The following is a 19,061-nucleotide window of genomic DNA, read 5'->3' on the forward strand; positions in this document are numbered from 1 at the left end:
ATACATATCCCCACACTTGGGGCAAATCAATCGGTCGTGTATTAAATGGTTAGAAGGATCACTAAATATAGTTTTCACGCTCAATGAAAGTGCCTATCACTTTATCGTGCATTTCTTCAGATTTGGAATAACCGATTGTTTTTCTATTCAGCCTTTTTATTCGGGTACGATGGGTAAGGTTGGTTCTCTCTATACGTTGGGTAAATATCTTTCCAGTAAGATGGACTTCTTCAGGAAGACAATCATAAACGGCATAATCATCCGTACAGTAAAACCGGATATTAAAGGGTGACAAGAGTGCCAGTAGTTTTTCCCATGTTTTTCTGCTGCGATCCCCAAAAGTATGTGCCACTATCCGTTTCATACGCGGCTCCCAGGCATACCAGAGCCAGCGCTGATTTTTCTTACTCCCCACAAACGACCACTGCTCATCCACTTCACAGATAAGATGAATGTCATCCCCGTCAAGAGGAAGCGTCGTCACGTTCCGGGGGTTGAGTTTTTAAGCGTTTTCATCACAGTAGCTGTTGCCACCTTCAATACGCGGGCCGTGTCACGGATGCCGCTGTTATTCATCGCCATATCAATAATCTGCTCTTTGACTCCCGGTTTGCAAGCTTGATAGGTGTATGCCAACTGAAAGACTTTACTGCAGGCATAGCAGCGGTAGCGGGGATAACCTCTATGACCTTTTCCATGTCCTTTAACATCTTCTGATTTGTGACAATAACGACAATCAACTTCTACTTTAGCCATGTTCCACCACGAAATACCGGAAGATTATCATAACAACTAACTATTTAATACATGACCAAACCACGAACTTCGAAGTTGTTGACTGTTCCAGTGACACTGACTTTCTGGCCTTTCTTGTAAGTCAGAACGGCATCATCAAGGCCGGAGTAGTAATTGATCCAAACCATTCCGCCGCAGTAGCTTGTATCGGCTGTTTTAAAGAGCAGATAATAGTTAGGGGCCGATTTGGACATTCCCGTCATCATATCGCTGGCACTTCTGCCCTTCGTAACTTCAAGAACAGTGGCATTGGTGATAGAGATCCTTTTGCCTGTCCATTTCTTTTCTGCCGCCATTGCGTTTTCTTCATAGTCCTTACAAACAATACCAAGACCAGTAACAACGGATATTGGTCCTTTACTCTGACTTGTAGTGGACGTGCCAAGCACTTTACCCACTGAAGATAATGAAGAGCTGATTGCTCCATTAACCGTATTCACACCATCATTGAGCTGTTGGCATCCTGTCAGTGCCATTCCTGCCACAAGTAAGATTCTCTTCATTTTCATATCCCATAGGTCAATACATACAAAACGGTATGTACTGGTATGGGTCGCGTGAACTTCTCTAGATATCGCTTTTGATAGCATTGAGGTTATCTGTATCGGCAAACCAGTACATCATCACAAGCAGATACTACGTTAAACGTAGTATCGCAGACTGCTGACAAACCGCGTTGAAAACACTGAAATTACCGTATCCATTCCTCCTCTTCGTTTTTTTCTGATTCATGTCCGTTATTCCCCTTTTCTAGAACGTGATGGGATGGTTAATCGACTACATTCACGGCTGAACCCCAGATAAAACCAACAAAGCGTGGCTACCAGTAACGCTATCTTCTTGATATTTTGCGCGGTGGCTGCCAACAGGCACTGTATCTGCACTTTCAGCAATCCGCGAAAATGGGCGTAGCGATGCCCGTGATGCTGTTTGGCATCCGCAAAACTGCGCTCTATCGTTTCTTTCCGTCGCTTATGCACTTTTTTGCCCCACGGCGTCAACCGAATGTATTGGGCCTTTTCTTTGCTCGTTTCCCAGAGGTGCCGCGTGATGGTTTTTCCCTTTTTAGCCCGTGTACAGGCCGACCGTTGTGGACAGTTCTGGCAAATGCCGGCGGCTGTTTGGTAATGGCGGTATCCTTGGCGGTCGGTGGTGGTATAAATCAGCTTTTCGTCCTGCGGGCAGGTATAACAATCGTGTTGCGAGTCATAAATAAACTGTTTCTTTTGGAACGTATTGGGGCCTTTGTTTGGGCGACGATAGCTGATGACCGGGGTGAGCCCCAGTTGCAGGGTCAGGTGGCAAACGGGGGCGGTAAAATAGCCGGCATCCAGCACGATGGCGACCGGGTTAAGCGAGAAACGGGTCAACTGACGCTTCAGACGCCCAATCAGCGGCTGGCTGTCATGGACATTGCCAGCGGTGGCATAAGTGTCCAGGATAATATTGGCTTTCCCGTCCACGGTACGGTGGTCGAGGTAGAAAAATCCTGTCGGTTTGTTTGTCCGGTGCATAAAACCGCTTTCCGGGTCAGTCGTACTGACTTTTATCTGTTTTTGCCGTTCCTTGTGGGTTGGCGTCAACCTTTTTTTCCGGATTGAGTCCGGTCTTTATTCACGGCCTGTTCCAGCTCGCCCAGATAGGCACCCGGCAGCACGGGATGCAGGAGGCGCTCGGCTTTATGGGGGTTAGCACTGGCTTTCAAATGGGTACTGTCCGTATAGAGCACCCGGCCGCCGACAAAACCGCGGTGGATAGCCTGTTCGACAATATTGTCAAAAATGGCCTGGAACACCTCGGAGTGGTTGAAGCGACGTCGCCGATTTTGGCTGAGGGTAGAAGCATCCGGGACTTTTTCAGTCAATCCCAGCCGCAAAAACCAGCGGTAGGCCATATTCACCTGGATCTCCTGAACCAACCGGCGTTCACTGGGGATCCCAAATAAATAGCCCAGCAACATCATCTTAATCAGCATCACCGGATCTATCGCTGGGCGGCCGTTATTCTGGCAATACAACGGGGCGACTAAATCCCGAATAAATTCGAAATCAATGGCGGCATCGACTTTGCGAACGAGGTGATTTTGGGGGACGAGGTCATCAAGTGAGAGTGTTTCGGGAGGAAACGTCTGGGGAGAGGGCATTCTTAACATGGCGGCAATCTCCGTCGGGTGAACGGAATTTGATTAAAACAAAGTGCCGTATAAAAAACCAGCACTTTGTCAATAATCTGAGATACTACGTTAAACGTAGTATCGAAAACAAGGAAAAACTACGATTCTCGTAGCTCTTAATGATGAGAGCATTTATGAACCAGCGAGAATCCCATAGAGACATCTTTTGTAAGCGTTTAAAAGAAGCGCGGCTTGCTGCTGGTTTGTCTCAAAAGAAGCTGGGCATTGCAGCCGGGATTGACGAATTTGTAGCAAGCACCCGCATTAACCGATATGAAAAAGGAGTACATGAAGCAGATATCCATACCGCTCAGAAATTAGCACAGACGCTAAATGTCCCATTAGCATATTTTTATGTGGAAAATGATCAACTTGCTACTATTGTGATGAATTTTGATAAACTATCTGAGGAAGATATAGAAAATATAATTGTCAAAATCAAGAAATCTAATTAGTAGAAGTTATAGAGACCGCTTCCTCGTTGTTAATAATAACTTGTATCTTCCCTCGGATATAGACGACTCACACATTAATGAACTCATCATTTACTTTAAACGCGTCAAACATCAATTTCCTGTATGGGTTTGTAATATATTATAGGTATATACAACTCTATATTCTCATATAGGCTAATAGGTATATTTTTGATGTTAATATAGTATCTATTTTAGCGATAAAGTTTTAATCAATATTTCCCCATACCATCTAAAATACAGTTCAAAAATATTAAACGGCAATATATTATCTAAAAGTTTCATACATTTTTTAAATGTTATCTAAGTTAATCGAAAAATTTATGATGAAATAACTTATTAAAATAAAGCAGAGCCATAATTCTCTCATGGCCCTAAATTATTTCATGCATAAGCGTTCAATCCATCCAAGTCACCCTTATCCATTTGGGATATCTTTCTTTATTCTTATTGCCAACTCAACAATTTCTTTCAGATATAACTGATGATTTGCTACTTTTTTTAACATCAATGCCCCCAGAGATATACCTAGCAAAAATGCTAATCCGAACATGATGACAGTATTAGTGGAGTTCGTGTTAGAAAGATCCCCGATAAATGTTTTACTCAATGTATCAAATCCAATTGATGCCTGTACTGCCGAATAGCAAAGACCCAAGACTGATAATACCGCTGTTTTTTCACCAAAGAAACTACTAACCCTCACTGTTATTCTATTTATCTTAAGTTGTAGCCAATGAATTGCATATAGAAGTTCAAGTTCTGAATAACTTATAAGTAGTTTTGCATTTTCTTCATCATGCGAGATTTCACAAATAAAATCATTAAATGATTCTCTTTTCCAGTCTATTAAATGCTTTACTCCTAAGATAGGTGGCAATATCATTATTATTAGCCCAATAAACGTTATAGTAAAATATAACCCATAGATAACATTTACAATTACATCAGTTTTAGCGAAACTAGTTAACTTATATAAAGCAATGCATAAAGCTAGCGCAGCAATAATAATAATTACAATTGCAAGCAATCTACCGTGTATTTTGTCGATTACTTTATCTGTTTTACTTTTGTATGTATAAGGTGCATACGACTTCATATCACTAAGAATTTTAATTATTTGATTAATCCTTAACATGTCATCTCCTATTAATAGCTTAATGTGTTTTTTTAATTTCCTCTTGCAATTATATAACTTAACACAAATCGAATAAAAATACTTCATTTTTCAAAAACACACAAAAGCATGATTAGTAAATTTGATGACAAAAAAATTACTGATAACGAATAATAGTCAAAATATTATGAGATTAGCTATATTAGCCTCATGACAATTATACAATAGAGTTTACTTTTTAAAGTTCGGAAATTAATCGTTCATCTCCTCCTGCATTATCAGATAAAATATTTTTCCAGACACTGCCTTTTACCACATTCGACTTTAACCTGACGCATGTTCATTGATAAGTCTGGATATAGGTTTAGTTAAAAGCATTGATTTTATGAATAATTACACTAACTATTTAATATCATACAGCAGGTTTGAGAAACATATATAATACCTGTAAGATATTGTAACTAATAACTCAGATTATAACATCTGTGATTTTATAGTTTCTTCACTCATCAGAGTGAGTTCTGAAACCATGCGAATATAAATATTCTTTATCCTGTCTTTGTCGCAACGACTTACAGACTCAGATAACAGATAATGGCTATAATTATTGACACAAATGTCATTACCATTTTCAAGAGTAAGTTTTATTCCATGTTCGGTATCTTCCACTTTGTTTACTAAACAGATTATGAATGGTGTTTTCTCATAAGGATGAAAGAGTGTTATCATTTTAATATTGTTCATTTTGTTTTCTCCTATTTTATTTATTACTATTTAATACTCTAAATAGCTGTTCCAAATAATAGATCACGGGTAGGGAACTCAATCCGAATTGAGCGATCTGATTAATCGCCAAACCAAAAAAATCACCCATCGGACTGAGTTATGCCAATCATAGCATCGATACCGCAAGATGAACGCCATTTAATGCAAAAAACTATCCAGAAAACTCGCGATAAAAATCATGCCAGAAGGCTTATCGCCATGCTCATGCTGCACGATGGTGATAGTATCAGTCAGGTAGCGAAAACCCTTGCCTGTAGTCGTTCTTCTGTTGGCCGTTGGGTTAATTGGTATACGCTGTATGGCATAGAAGGCTTGCAGTCATTGCCTTCTGGCCGTCCACGTCAATGGCCCGTTGAATCAATTTGTCTCTTATTACGCCAACTTATTTCGCACTCTCCTGACGTCTTTGGTTATCAGCGTTCCCGTTGGAGCAGTGAATTACTCGCGATACAAGTCCATGAGATAACCGGATACCCACTCCATGCCTCAACGATACGCCGGTGGTTGCCACAGGCCAATATTGTTTGGCGACGGGCTGCACCCACATTGCGAATACATGATCCTCATAAAGAAGAAAAACTGCGGGCAATTAATGATGCGCTGGAGAAATGCAACCCAGACCATCCGGTCTTTTATGAAGATGAAGTCGATATTCACCTTAACCCCAAAATAGGGGCAGACTGGCAATTACGTGGACAACAAAAACGGGTTATTACGCCAGGTCAGAATGAGAAATATTATCTGGCAGGGGCCTTACACAGTGGCACAGGAAAAGTCAGTTATGTTGGGAGTAATAACAAGGATTCATCATTATTTATCAAACTATTAGAGCATCTGAAAGCCACCTACCGTCGGGCAAAAAGCATCACCTTGATAGTCGATAACTACATCATTCATAAAAGCCAGAAAACGCAACAGTGGTTAGCGCAAAACTCTAAATTTCGTTTGATTTATCAACCGATTTATTCGCCATGGATAAACCATATTGAGAAACTATGGTTAGCCCTTCATGAAACGATTACACGTAATCCTTGTTGTCGCTATATGTGGCAATTATTGAGAAAAGTGCGTGGTTTTATGGAGACGGTTAGTCCATTTCCGGGAAATAAACATGGCACCGCAAAAGTGTATCAATATTAGGAACAGTTATTTAGATAATACACAAAACTAAAAGGTGTCATTAGAAAAGACTATTTTCCAATATAGAAAATATCATTCCATTTATTTTTTTATCGCTAGGCAACAGAATAACGTTACAAGATGTTAACAATTTTGTTGTAATTTGAAGAGGTGTAATTATGCCCTTAGCAGTGTATGCACTGGCGATAGGCGCGTTTGCCATATGTACCACCGAGTTTGTTATTGTCGGACTTTTACTTAATATCAGTAATGATCTCTCTATTTCAATTTCTTCATCGGGCATGTTGGTAACGGCCTATGCCATGGGAGTGGTCATTGGCGCGCCGATTCTGACGCCGTTGATGGTCAAGTTAAAGCGTAAGAGAGCGTTAATTGTACTGATGATTCTCTATATTGTGGGCAATGCTGCCTGCGCGCTAGCAACCAGTTATCAGTTTCTGATGCTTGCTCGCGTGGTTGCAGCTCTCGCCCAGGCATCCTTCTTTGGATTGGGGGCAGTGGTTGCCACACAGTTGGTCCCGGAAAATAAGCAAGCCAGTGCCGTTGCCGCTATGTTTTTAGGCGCAACGCTGGCTAACGTATTTGGTGCTCCAATCGGGTCTATTATCGGACAGTATTTTGACTGGCGAAGTGCATTCATTGCTTGTTCTGTCATCGGCTTTATCGCTGCTGTGGCGATAGTAGCTATTGTGCCTAATGTAAAAAGCGAAGCTCCCAAAAATATTGCCCAGGAGTTCACTATCTTGCTACAACCTCGAGCAATCAAGGCACTGTTGATGACCGTGCTGGGGTTTGGCGGTATCTTTACTGCTCTTACTTATCTCGGACCGTTTCTGACTGAGGCCACCGGCTTCCCGGCAACAGCAGTATCCTGGCTACTGTTCATTTTTGGCGTGGGCATGGTAATTGGAAATCCATTAGGTGGACGCATGACTGATCACAGCGTGCGTCTGGCGCTGTTGGTCTCTCTTGCTGCAGTGATTGTTGTGCTGTTATCACTTAGTTTCTTTGCCAGTTCTAAAATTTTGACTGTGATCCTAATCTTCGTATTCGGTGCAATTATGTTCTCCTCTATCCCTCCTCTACAGGTACAGGCGATGCAGGCAACTAGTGAAGCAGCTGTGATGGGTTCCTCTTTCAATATTGCGGCATTTAATTTGGGAAATGCCGGTGGAGCATGGCTGGGAGCTTATGTGTTGGATCATGGCATGAAAGTTGTTGAGTTACCTATTGTCGCGGCAGCAGTTACCACATTTGGCTTGGTATTTGCGTATATTGTAAAAGCAGGTTCGCCAGTTAAAGCGATTAGCTGATTTAATGTTCCCTGGGGCTTTGTGGTTATTTATCCCGTAATCAGGCGTTAAAAACAGGCGAAACAATATTATTGATCGGTGTAGGAGCCGGATTCAGTATTTCAGTCATGGTGCTGGAAATAATGTCGCCGATCAAACGACACGATGATCTATTAACGGTTGTTTTTCACGGGAAAAATTGAGGAGTTTATGCAAGAAGATAAATTTACCTTTTCGGCGGGCGATCGGGATGCGCTTGGCTATCATTTTAACCGCAGTGGAACAATGCGTATTTTGATGTTTCCTGACTGGCAGGGGTGTGAAACATCTTCCGCCCACCGTCTGGCTAGCAATTATGCCACGCAATGCGATGCTGAGGTGATCCTAACCGATATTTACGGTAAGCAGCATCGACCTTGGTCCTACGAACAGGCAGATCGTGTGATTAAGCATTCTTTGGATAATCCTCAGGAAACAAGGAAGATTCTGAAAAATTACTACTGCGCACTTGAACGCTACTGGCAGTCATCCGGACCACTGTTTGTTGTTGGTTTCTGCTTTGGCGGTTCTTTGTCTTTTGAGTTCGGGCGTACGGGGTTGCCTTGCCTTGGCGTAGTTTCTGTTCATGGTCAGCCTGACACCAAAAAACCGGTATCACTGGTAGCGAAAAAACCTGCTTTCCTAATGTTACATGGATCGGAAGACCCTTTTATTCTGAATCCTGCAATTAACCGTTTTATGAATGAGATGAGAATAGCCAACGCCGACTGGTCGTTATATTACTTAGGCGGTGCACGTCACAGTTTCACCCGTGATGATATTCCCACAGGAAATCCCTATATGGGTTATAGCAATAAAGCTGATACAGAAGCCGTGCTTGCATTAAAAATCATGGCCGAAAGATTATTATCGTAATTAAATCTATATTTAAATATCAACTAGATGGTATTTATGAAAAACGTAGTAATTGTTGCTGCGCGTAGAACCCCCGTGGGTGCCTTTCAGGGGGCACTTTCTTCTTTTACCGCCAGCGAGTTAATCCACTAGGCGGTGCAGTTGCTTTTGGGCACCCCATAGGGGCTTCAGGTTGCCGTATCTTGGTGACGTTGGTGCATCATATGGCGCGAAACGATTTGAAAAAAGGCATTGCTGCTCTGTGTATCGGTGGTGGTGAAGGAGTGGCAATGGCTCTGAATCGTTAACATTTTTTCCTGTCACTACCCTGATTTTCAGCGATGAATATCAATGGCCTCTTGGATTGACAGAATTTTACAATTACTGAAGAATCGGGATATTATTTAGTAGAGGCATATTGGTAGTCACCGGGTGGAGTAACATGGATTTGCTAAAAGGCATGGAAATTTTTGTCGGTGTGGTCGAACAGGGTAGCATGACTGCCGCCGCAGCGCGCTCCCAACTGACACCACAGATGGTTGGTCTTTATGTTCGTGATCTTGAAAAGCAATTTAACGTTAAATTTCTAAATCGCACCACCCGGCAGACAGGGCTGACTGAAGCTGGAAAACTATTCTATCAGCACTGCACTCAAATACTGAACATGATGGATGAAACTCAAAACGTCATTACCAGTATGAACACTGAAGCAACGGGGCTATTGCGTATCACAGCCCCGACCACCTTTGGCACAAGGGTGATTGCACCGTCGCTGGGGCAGTTCAGGAAGTGCTATCCCAAAGTTGATATCGATCTATTCCTCACTGACTCGGTAATGGATTTAGTGACTGACGAAGTTGAAATCGCTATCCGTATTGGTGAGCTCAGGGACTCGTCACTGGTTGCCCGTCCGCTGGGAATGTATCGCATGGCTGTAGCCGCGTCACCTGAATATCTCTATGAACGGGGTTACCCCTCGTCGCCAGAAGAACTTTCCGAACATGACTGCCTTGGTTTCCGGTTGAAAATGGCTCGTCGCCACTGGTATTTTCAGCAGGGCAATACTCGTTTCCCTGTGACGGTGAATGATAGCATCAGTATCAATCATGGCGAGGCGCTACGGCAGGCTGCGCTCTCCGGGGTAGGAATTATCATGCAGCCAGAAGTGTTGCTTAAACAAGATCTTACCTCTGGTGCGTTGGTACGTTTGTTTACCGAAGAAAAGTTGGTCAGTAAACCGGTCAATATGGTTTACCGGCAGAATAAATTCTCGACAGCAAAAATGCGGGCGGTAATCGATTTTGGTTTAGACCACTGGAAAATTTGACTGCGGGGGAGGGCGTCTATGTCGCATAATTGGAAAGTCCTGCTTTTCTGTCTTTAAAGCATCGCCCTGATTATTCCCCGAGTCATTTATTTTACTATTCATACAATAACAATTGTACGGAGTAGGAAATGAGCAATTCACGGTTCAATCAAAAAACTGTATTTATCACTGGAGCCGGAACTGGTATAGGCCGGGCTGCAGCTCTGCGTCTGGCGGCAGAAGGTGCGAATCTAGTGTTGACCGGCAGACGGATGAAGCCACTTAACCTTTTGGCTGAGGAGCTGCAAGCAAAAGGAACACAGACGCTTGCGCTAAGTTGTGATATTGCTGATGAGCAGCAGGTAAAAGCAGTTTTCGCGCAGGCCCATCAGCAATTTGGAAATATTGACGGTCTTTTTGCTAATGCAGGGGTATTGGGTGACTTTAAACCACTATCAGAAGCAGATGTAAACGACTTTACTGCGCCATTAGCCACGAACCTGATTGGAACGTTCCTCACGATCAAACACTGCCTGCCTTTTATGTCACGGGGCGCGATCCTGATCAATGCTTCCTGGACCACTAGCAGTGTTATGCCCGGAACCGGTATCTATGCAGCCACCAAATCTGCACTGCTAGCCTTAATGCGCACCTTGGCTGTAGAGGTCGGATCGCGCCCGGTGCGGGTCAATGCCATCAGTCCGGGGGTTATTCTGACTCCAATGGCAGCGGAATCACTGCCTCAGGAGGTTGTAAAAAGCCTTGCCGCTCATTCTCTCTTATTACGTAATGGCACTCCGGAAGATGTTGTCGGGACGGTCGCTTGGCTGCTATCCGAAGATGCTGGTTATGTGACCGGGCAGGAGATTACGGTTGACGGCGGCTTTACCACTGGGGGCATGCGCTAAACTGTCCAGCAGCGCCATACGCGCCTTTTTCATCAATGGCCTTGATTAATATGTACTAGTACTACAGCCGTAAATTTTATAAAATCAATAGGTTACTTAATAAGAAATAAACTGAGTATTTGCATAATTTCACTTTCTTATATGAAGCAGATACCTCATTAGAATGAGCTCTACGGCTGTAGTACTAGGCCGTGTCCCTTAATGTAAATCGGTAGTATTATCATCTAAACGGTTTTCAATATAGGAAAAGATGATGGCACGCTACGACATTCCTGATGACGCATGGATATTGATAGAATCTTGTTTGCCCCTGGTTCATTCAGAACGGGCAGGACGTCCCTATGTTGAACACCGCCGTGTGATAAATGGGATGTTCTGGGTGCTATGTTCAGGGGCACCGTGGCGCGACTTACCGGAACGCTATGGGCCTTGGAAAACGGTCTATAACCGATTTAATCGTTGGTCAAAATCAGGCATTATCAACAAGATATTTAATCGTTTACTGTCCATTCTGGATGAAAAAGGGTTGATTGACTGGGCTGAAATTTGCCTGGATGGCAGCAATATTCGCGCGAGTAAAGATGCCGCAGGCGCGAAAAAAAACATCCCGATATCGCTGACGATCATGCGCTGGGTCGCTCACGCGGTGGTTATGGCACCAAAATCCACCTGGCAACCGACCGAAAGGGATTTCCCCTCAACCTGATAGTGACCGCTGGGCAAGCCCATGAAAGTCAATCGGCCATCCCGTTGCTTGATGGCATTGGCGTCCAACGCAAAAATGGTTTCATGAAACGGCGCGGTAAAGCGGTACTAGCAGATAAAGGCTATTCGGGCGGAAAACTGCGCGGTTATCTGCGTAAATTGAGGATAAAGGGCATTATTCCGTATAAAATCAATGGAAAAGGCAGTACTGATGGTCGTACGCAATTTGATAAACAGGCTTATCGTGACCGGAATGTGGTCGAACGCTGTTTCGGTTTTCTGAAAGGAAATCGGCGTATTGCAACCCGCTATGAAAAAACCGCCCGAAACTATTTATCCATGGTGAAATTAGGCTGTATTCGACTCTTTTACAAGCGGTTATATAATTAAGGGACACGACCTAGTACTACAGCCGTAATTGCTCTGTAAACCGATGATTTCCCCGGCGACGACAGTGACATTGTTGTGCTCGGTATTGATGCCGTCGTCGCCAGTCTGACCAATGTAAAATCTGTTCGATTGTCTTTCCCGCTTTTTCCATCAGCTTTGACAGCAACTTACGCAGTTCCGCTACACTGAGCGGAACCCGGCCTACTGGTGTTTTTTTCTCAGTACCCGCAGAACCGCCAGGACTGCATGGGCCAATAACGACAAAGTAATATTCTGATGCCAACTCTGCCATCGCTGCACTTCGTCGTGATCCAGCCCACATTTTCCTTTGATTTCCTTAAAGCCACTTTCGATTTCCCAGTTTTCCAGTCAGCGGTATTCAACGTATCGGCAATCCGTTCAGCACGGAGATACTTGGCTTCTTGCCATCATAAAGGGGGATTGCAGGGAATGGCTAACACGGAGGGCTGGTATCGGGACGATGGTCACGGCCATACACTTCATCTGTAGTCACCCAGCGACAGGGCATGCCCGCCGTGGCCAGCGTAACACGGAAATACGCCTATCTGGCTCGGAGATAAGCGAGGCTACGTTGTCGTGGGCCGCTAGAGTGAAATAAGGGAACCAGACGGGTATGTCATACCTGTCGCGCCTGTTCCCAGATATTGGCACGCCAATAATCAGAAGTGGTCTGAGTCGCATAGTGCGCGCGTGTTGAAGAGTCTGGAGGATAACTTCTTTGCTGTTATCGGTAAGGCGGAATATTGCGGAACTGCAGACGCGAGATCTACTTATCCCTATCAAAGCGGTGAAGTCATCAGGACGTTTCGAAGTCGCCGCCCGTTTATGGCAATGCACTACAGTAGTTATGTGTTTTGCCCGCTGGTCAGAAGTAGATTTTGAAACGGTTATGTGAACGATTCCCGGAGAGCGTGAACTGTTGGGAAGGTGTTAAACATTCCCAGCGTGGTTCAAAAATGCGGACGCCTTATCTTGTTCCTTGAACCCGGCAGGCTTTGACCATGCTGGAAAAGATTAAAAACATGAGTGGTAATCGCGAGCTGATCTTCGTTGGTGATTACGATCCGCGTAAGTCTGTTGAGTAAGATAGTTTTTATGCTTGTGCTCCAGCCCAATCGCGGTATGATTTTACGATCTCTCTTCCAGTTTTATGCTTACCGCTTTTGCCGATCGTAGAACAACACCGGGAAGCGTTATCAGTAATTAAGGGTACGGAATGGGCTTTTGGATATTTGTTATTGCACTGGCTGCTATCTGGCTTCTGTTTTCAAAAAAGAAAAAGTCGCCTCCCCCCAGAGTAAACAGCGAAATCATCAGTAAGATAAATAATACGTCCCGACAAAAATCTCGCAATAAACCAAACAATAACGTAGCAGATATGTATTCTCAGACATCCGATGATGATGAACTGGCAACTTTTACTTTTATTAATGGGCAGACGGTTGAATACAGCACTAGCCGTGAACATTCACGGAAAAATGCCGCCCGGCGCAATACCACGCCAGCGCGATGGGTCAAACCTGGAGAAAGTGTCACTATTCAAAACGTCGTCATTAATAATGGTCATTTTTATTTCGGCGGACAGTTAAAAACATATTCGTCAGGAGAATATAGCTATCTTTATCGCGATGGTTCCGACGCTTCTCTGGTGAATGACGCTTTACCTATCGAGTCTATTTCACGACATTATGATGATGAGTCTCTGGGGTACTGGCCCAGCTTTTCTACACTATCTTCTCGCTGCCGTGGTGCCTATCTTGACTGGTTGGCAAGTGACCGCAGTGATGCGAACTGCCCTATTGGCTATGTTTTTATCTATTTTTACGGTCTTGAACGTCGCATATTAGTCGATGGTACGCGGGAATCAATTTCTGACGATGAGTTCAAATCATTATTTGAAGAAATATCACGCCTGAGAACAGTATTTCAGGCAAATAGATCCTTCCGTCGCTATTCGACGCAATTAATAGAAGCCATGTTGCTTCTCCGGCCTGATGCCATCCAGATAGAGGATGAAGGCGAATGCTTTGCATCAGGCAGTTCATTGCTATTTCAATTTCGCCTGGCCACTACCGTTGCGCAAGGAGAGCCCGTTTCCGCAGATCTGGCTCTGGCATGGATAAAATATTATACCGAATATGCGCTACGAACTCCGGCGAGGCGTTGTGCAGAAGAATTTACTTCCTTGTTTAAACGGCGCTATGTCAATAAGTATGGTGACGGCATGGTAGTTAAACCTAACAAGACCATGTTGAAACTGAGTTATTCCCCAGCAAGTAGCTCGCTCAGAGGGATTAATATTGAGCATCCTGAGCTCCCCGATCCCAGTATATTAAGAGCACCTGTACAAAAACTGATACAGATTGCAGAATCCTGTACTAATGACCTTGATGCCTACAGTCGCTATCTCGGTAAAAAAGAGGCATCAAAAAGCGATGTCGCCGCCATCATGCTTCTCCCCGCTGAAATCCTGACTGAAGATGCAGAATACATGTTCGCTGGATTTAAACGCTGGGCAGATGAGAGGATCCGTGAAAATTCAGGTCTGGCAACGGTTGCTGGTTTCTGGGCCAGGCTGGATATGCCTGTACCGGATAAGATCAATAAGAAAGAAGCTGAGCTGATGCAAAATTTCGCCAGGCGAGCCGGCTACGGTATTGCGCCGGATCTGCGTTATCACCTTGTCCGACCAGATCCAGAAGGTAATCTTGTTTTATTTCCCGAAGGGCATGCGGAATACTACGTACCATCGGCGGAATTTACATCAGTCTCCGTGGCGCTTCGGCTGGGCGCAATGATTGCGCAAATGGACAAGCGTGTGGATATTGCTGAACAGGCCACACTGGAGAGAACGATTGATCATAACGACGCGTTGTCGCCGACTGAGAAACGTTCGCTGCACGCCTACCTTACCTGGCGGCTCAATACGCCTGCAAGTCAGGCCGGTCTGAAAGGCAAAATTAAGCAACTCAGCAATAAAGAAAAATCTACTATTGGCAACGTTATTATCAATGTCGCCTGCGCAGATGGAAAAATCGAACCGGCGGAAATTAAGCAATTGGAAAAAATTTACGCCAGCCTCGGCCTGGACAGCAGTAACGTCACCAGCAATATCCACCGTCTGTCAACCGCAGAAACAGCCCCGACTGCTATGCTACAAACCACATCAGAGACGAGCGGCCCGTTTTCTCTTGATGAACGTATCCTTGCCCGTCATGAATCCGATACAACGGACGTACGCCAGTTGCTGAGTACTATCTTTGCCGAAGATGACCCCGCAGACGAACCACCAGCGGAGATCCTGTCATATCCTAGCGGGGGGCTTGATAAAGCACATCATCAGCTTTACCAGCGTTTGCTGGAAAAAGAGCGCTGGGAGCGAAACGAAGTCACTGAGCTATGCCTGCAGCTTAATTTGATGCTGAGCGGCGCAATTGAAGCGATTAATGACTGGTCTTTCGAACAGGTTGACGCGCCAGTGCTTGATGATGACGATCATATTTACGTTGACCTGGAAATTGCACAAGAACTCAAAGGATAATTTATGTCTGGCATTCGTATTCGTCTCAAAGAAAGAGACGCCATTATTCAGTCACTGAAATCAGGCGTTACGCCTAAAATTGGCATTCAGCATATTCAGGTTGGTCGGGTCAACGAGATAAAAGCGTTGTATCAGGATATTGAGCGGATCATTGATGGCGGTGCAGGGTTCCGGCTGATTATCGGGGAATACGGTTCCGGTAAGACGTTCTTTTTAAGCGTTGTGCGTTCGATTGCGTTAGAGAAAAAGCTGGTAACAATCAGTGCCGATTTATCCCCGGACAGGCGCATTCACGCCACCAGCGGACAAGCTCGTAACCTCTATTCCGAACTGATGAAGAATCTATCCACCCGCAATAAGCCGGATGGTAATGCGTTATTAAGCGTGGTTGAGCGCTTTATTACGGAAGCCAGAAAAGAAGCAGAAAGTACAAATATACCTGTTCCGACGATGATTCACCAACGGCTCACGACTCTGTCCGATATGGTTGGCGGTTATGATTTCGCCAAAGTCATTGAATGTTATTGGCAGGGCCACGAGCAGGATAACGAAACATTAAAATCGAACGCTATCCGCTGGTTGAGAGGTGAATACACCACGAAAACTGATGCGCGTAACGATCTCGGTGTACGCACCATTATCTCTGATGCCTCTTTCTACGATTCACTGAAGCTGATGAGCCTGTTTGTCCGTCAGGCCGGATACGCCGGGCTGCTGGTCAATCTGGATGAAATGGTCAATCTGTATAAACTCAGCAATACACAGGCACGAGTGGCTAACTATGAGCAAATACTGCGTATTCTGAATGACTGCCTGCAGGGAACGGCTGAATATATTGGCTTTTTGCTCGGCGGCACGCCGGAGTTCCTGTTCGATCCACGAAAGGGGTTGTACAGCTACGAAGCGCTCCAGTCACGACTGGCAGAAAACAGCTTTGCTCAACGTGCTGGTGTGATTGATTATTCATCTCCTTCCCTGCATTTAGCCAGCCTGACACCGGAAGAGCTCTATATTCTGTTGAAAAACCTCCGTCACGTTTATTCCGGCGGCGATATGGATAGTTATCTGGTTCCCGATGAGGCGTTGACGGCATTTTTACGTCACTGTAGCAATACCATCGGCGATGCGTATTTCCGTACGCCACGAAACACGATTAAAGCCTTCCTGGATATGCTCGCCGTACTGGAACAAAACCCGTCCATTCAGTGGTCGCAGTTGATTGCCGGTGTCGCGATCGCGGAAGAAAAGCCCAGCGATATAGATGAAATGGCATCGACAGAAGATACTGACGAGGACGGTCTGGCTGACTTCAGATTATGATGAATGCATACCAGCGGCTGGATCCACGCATACAAAAGTGGATATACCGGCAGGGATGGGCGGACCTCCGGGAACTGCAAAAAAAAGCCATTCCACCTATATTAGCGGGCGCTCGGGATGTACTGATCAGCGCCGCTACTGCTGCGGGTAAAACTGAAGCTTTTTTCCTGCCCGCCTGCTCTGCTATCGCGGACGTTCAGGACGGTTTTGGAATTTTATACATTAGCCCGCTTAAAGCCCTCATTAACGATCAGTACCGACGGCTGGAAAGCCTCGGTGATGCGCTGGAGATGCCGGTCACGCCCTGGCATGGCGATGTTGCTCAGAGCAAAAAGCTAAAAGCGAAGAAAAATCCTGCCGGTATTTTACTTATCACCCCGGAATCACTGGAAGCGATGCTGATCCGCAATGCGGGATGGTTAAAGCAGGCTTTCTCTCCACTGGCGTATATCGCCATTGATGAATTCCATGCCTTCATCGGTTCTGAGCGGGGTATGCAGCTACTCTCTCTGTTAAATCGAATCGATCACCTGCTGGGAAAAATCGACAATCCAGTACCCCGAATCGCACTAAGCGCAACGCTGGGAGAACTAGAACAGGTGCCGTTATCTCTGCGCCCAAATCAACGTCTTCCCTGTGATATTATTACCGACAGTCAGACCCACTCCACGCTAAAAGTACAGGTAAAAGGTTATCTGGAACCGCTGACCACCTCGGGCCAGCAACCACCACCGTCGGCAGAGACGCAAATCTGCCAAACTATCTTTCGCCTTTGTCGGGGTGACTCCCATCTGGTGTTCGCTAACAGTCGCAAGCGGACCGAAAGCATTGCTGCAACACTTAGCGATCTTAGTGAAATGAACATCGTTCCCAACGAGTTCTTCCCCCATCATGGATCGTTGTCCAGAGATCTGCGTGAAACGCTGGAACAGCGGCTTCAGAAAGGCAATGTGCCTACCACCGCAATCTGTACGATGACACTGGAACTGGGCATCGACATCGGCAAAGTCAGTTCTGTCGTGCAGATTACGGCACCTCATTCCGTAGCCAGCCTGCGCCAGCGTATGGGACGTTCCGGCAGGCGCGATTCTCCTGCCATACTGAGAATGCTGATTGCCGAACACGAACTGACGCCGACATCAGGCATTGTCGACCAGCTCAGGCTTCAGCTGGTTCAGTCATTGGCGATGCTCCGTTTACTTATCGGCAGCAAATGGTTTGAGCCCGCCGATACTCGCCAGATGCACTACTCCACGCTATTCCATCAGATCCTGGCGATTGTTGCGCAGTGGGGCGGTGTACGCGCGGAGCAGATCTGGTCACAGTTATGTCAACAAGGGCCATTTCAGAAAGTCAGCATTGATGACTTTAAGACGCTGCTGAAGTATATGGGGGAACACCAGTTTCTGGCCCAGCTCTCAAGCGGCGAACTGGTACTGGACGTGGAGGGTGAGCGTCAGGTGAATCAATACACTTTCTACGCCGTGTTCAGAACGCCGGAAGAGTTTCGTATTGTGGCGGGGAGCAAAACATTGGGCTCTATCCCTGTTGATTCTCCGCTGATGCCTGACCAACACATTATTTTTGGCGGTCGACGCTGGAAAGTAACCGATATCGATAGTGATAAAAAAGTCATTTACGTCGAGGCGACAAAGGGCGGGCAGCCACCGTTATTTGGCGGACAAGGAATGTCCATACATGATGTCGTCCGCCAGGAAATGCTCACCATTTATCGGGAAGGAGACTACCGCATCACCGTTGGCGATCGCAAAGCCGATTTTGCCGACGCCACTGCAAGAAGCCTGTTTGATGAAGGGTTATGCTGTTTTCGCAACAATAATCTGGCTTCTGAATATTTTATTCAGCAGGGGCAGCATGTCTACATTCTCCCTTGGCTGGGCGATCAAACCGTAAACACGCTGTCGGCATTACTTATCCAGCGCGGTTTTAAAGCAGGTTCATTTGCGGGTGTGGTTGAAGTAGAAAAAACCACGGTCGCGGAGGTTAAACAGGCGTTAGTCAGCACGCTTCAAGAAGGTTTGCCATCCGAGTCCCGTCTAGCCGAAAGCATCGCTGAGAAGTGCCTTGAAAAATATGATGAGTACTTACCGGAAGCATTGCTGACGCAGGAGTATGGGTTACGCGCTTTTGATGTTGAGCGCGTGATGGAGTGGTTGCAGAGACATTTATATTAAGGGGT

Annotated in this window: 16 protein-coding genes and 2 pseudogenes; 12 read left to right on the plus strand and 6 right to left on the minus strand. The window is 45.4% G+C overall.

The window, feature by feature from the left end; translation table 11 throughout:
- Window positions 1–61: 61 nt before the first annotated feature.
- The 3 genes from XPG1_RS17900 to XPG1_RS17905 all read right to left on the minus strand — a co-directional run bounded on the left by XPG1_RS17900 (window position 62) and on the right by XPG1_RS17905 (window position 2,947).
- Window positions 62–756 (minus strand): IS1 family transposase gene (locus XPG1_RS17900; protein ID WP_157879417.1). Its coding sequence is split into 2 segments (ribosomal slippage): window positions 62–504 and window positions 504–756, totalling 696 coding nucleotides; the frame shifts between segments, so codons are not numbered across the junction.
- 44 nt (window positions 757–800) lie between these two features.
- On the minus strand, window positions 801–1,298 hold the full coding sequence (locus tag XPG1_RS01745; protein ID WP_436286816.1) for a hypothetical protein: 498 nt from the start codon (window positions 1,296–1,298) through the stop codon (window positions 801–803).
- Window positions 1,299–1,532: 234 nt separating this feature from the next.
- Window positions 1,533–2,947, minus strand: a protein-coding gene (locus XPG1_RS17905; RefSeq protein WP_157879418.1) for an IS1182 family transposase whose coding sequence is annotated in 2 segments (ribosomal slippage) — window positions 1,533–2,380 and window positions 2,380–2,947 — 1,416 coding nt in all. Because the reading frame shifts where the segments join, the coding sequence is not laid out codon by codon here.
- Between the two features lie 155 nt (window positions 2,948–3,102).
- Here XPG1_RS17905 and XPG1_RS01755 point away from each other — a divergent pair.
- On the plus strand, window positions 3,103–3,423 hold the full coding sequence (locus XPG1_RS01755) for a helix-turn-helix domain-containing protein (protein ID WP_045960312.1): 321 nt from the start codon (window positions 3,103–3,105) through the stop codon (window positions 3,421–3,423).
- 436 nt (window positions 3,424–3,859) lie between these two features.
- Here XPG1_RS01755 and XPG1_RS01760 read toward each other — a convergent pair whose 3' ends face one another.
- Window positions 3,860–4,579, minus strand: a complete 720-nt coding sequence (locus XPG1_RS01760; RefSeq protein ID WP_045957550.1) for a YuaM family protein — start codon at window positions 4,577–4,579, stop codon at window positions 3,860–3,862.
- 453 nt (window positions 4,580–5,032) lie between these two features.
- The gene (locus tag XPG1_RS01765) at window positions 5,033–5,302 is read right to left on the minus strand and encodes a hypothetical protein (protein ID WP_045957551.1); all 270 of its coding nucleotides are present in this window, start codon (window positions 5,300–5,302) and stop codon (window positions 5,033–5,035) included.
- A gap of 141 nt (window positions 5,303–5,443) precedes the next feature.
- On the opposite strand from XPG1_RS01765, the gene XPG1_RS01770 reads away from it, so the two are divergent.
- From XPG1_RS01770 to XPG1_RS17910, 7 genes and pseudogenes are all read left to right on the plus strand, one after another.
- Entirely contained in the window at window positions 5,444–6,484 is a 1,041-nt protein-coding gene (locus XPG1_RS01770) for an IS630 family transposase (RefSeq protein WP_045957552.1), read from the plus strand.
- A gap of 158 nt (window positions 6,485–6,642) precedes the next feature.
- A complete protein-coding gene (locus XPG1_RS01775) occupies window positions 6,643–7,797 on the plus strand; it encodes an MFS transporter (protein ID WP_045957553.1) in 1,155 nt (384 codons plus the stop codon).
- Window positions 7,798–7,986: 189 nt separating this feature from the next.
- Window positions 7,987–8,691: a dienelactone hydrolase family protein gene (locus XPG1_RS16930; protein ID WP_052708220.1), complete on the plus strand. Its 705-nt coding sequence runs from the start codon at window positions 7,987–7,989 to the stop codon at window positions 8,689–8,691.
- Between the two features lie 113 nt (window positions 8,692–8,804).
- A pseudogene (locus tag XPG1_RS17280) lies at window positions 8,805–8,978 on the plus strand (acetyl-CoA C-acetyltransferase); the annotation flags it as partial.
- 134 nt (window positions 8,979–9,112) lie between these two features.
- Window positions 9,113–9,997, plus strand: a complete 885-nt coding sequence (locus tag XPG1_RS01785) for a LysR substrate-binding domain-containing protein (RefSeq protein WP_045957554.1) — start codon at window positions 9,113–9,115, stop codon at window positions 9,995–9,997.
- A gap of 128 nt (window positions 9,998–10,125) precedes the next feature.
- Window positions 10,126–10,884, plus strand: a complete 759-nt coding sequence (locus XPG1_RS01790; protein ID WP_045957555.1) for an SDR family NAD(P)-dependent oxidoreductase — start codon at window positions 10,126–10,128, stop codon at window positions 10,882–10,884.
- Window positions 10,885–11,137: 253 nt separating this feature from the next.
- Window positions 11,138–11,979 (plus strand): IS5 family transposase gene (locus tag XPG1_RS17910; RefSeq protein ID WP_157879528.1). Its coding sequence is split into 2 segments (ribosomal slippage): window positions 11,138–11,480 and window positions 11,480–11,979, totalling 843 coding nucleotides; the frame shifts between segments, so codons are not numbered across the junction.
- A 16-nt stretch (window positions 11,980–11,995) separates the two neighbouring features.
- Here the strand turns inward: XPG1_RS17910 and XPG1_RS01805 are convergent.
- On the minus strand, window positions 11,996–12,301 hold the full coding sequence (locus XPG1_RS01805) for a hypothetical protein (protein ID WP_045957558.1): 306 nt from the start codon (window positions 12,299–12,301) through the stop codon (window positions 11,996–11,998).
- Between the two features lie 299 nt (window positions 12,302–12,600).
- Between XPG1_RS01805 and XPG1_RS17915 the strand changes: the two are divergent.
- The 4 genes and pseudogenes from XPG1_RS17915 to XPG1_RS01820 all read left to right on the plus strand — a co-directional run.
- A pseudogene (locus XPG1_RS17915) lies at window positions 12,601–13,073 on the plus strand (tyrosine-type recombinase/integrase); the annotation flags it as partial.
- A gap of 143 nt (window positions 13,074–13,216) precedes the next feature.
- Window positions 13,217–15,541: a tellurite resistance TerB family protein gene (locus XPG1_RS01810; RefSeq protein WP_045957559.1), complete on the plus strand. Its 2,325-nt coding sequence runs from the start codon at window positions 13,217–13,219 to the stop codon at window positions 15,539–15,541.
- Window positions 15,542–15,544: 3 nt separating this feature from the next.
- Window positions 15,545–16,861, plus strand: a complete 1,317-nt coding sequence (locus XPG1_RS01815) for an ATP-binding protein (protein ID WP_045957560.1) — start codon at window positions 15,545–15,547, stop codon at window positions 16,859–16,861.
- On the plus strand, window positions 16,858–19,056 hold the full coding sequence (locus tag XPG1_RS01820; protein WP_045957561.1) for a DEAD/DEAH box helicase: 2,199 nt from the start codon (window positions 16,858–16,860) through the stop codon (window positions 19,054–19,056). The genes XPG1_RS01815 and XPG1_RS01820 overlap by 4 nt, the downstream gene beginning before the upstream one ends.
- Window positions 19,057–19,061 lie beyond the last annotated feature (5 nt).

The organism is Xenorhabdus poinarii G6 (assembly GCF_000968175.1).
Lineage (GTDB): Bacteria > Pseudomonadota > Gammaproteobacteria > Enterobacterales > Enterobacteriaceae > Xenorhabdus > Xenorhabdus poinarii.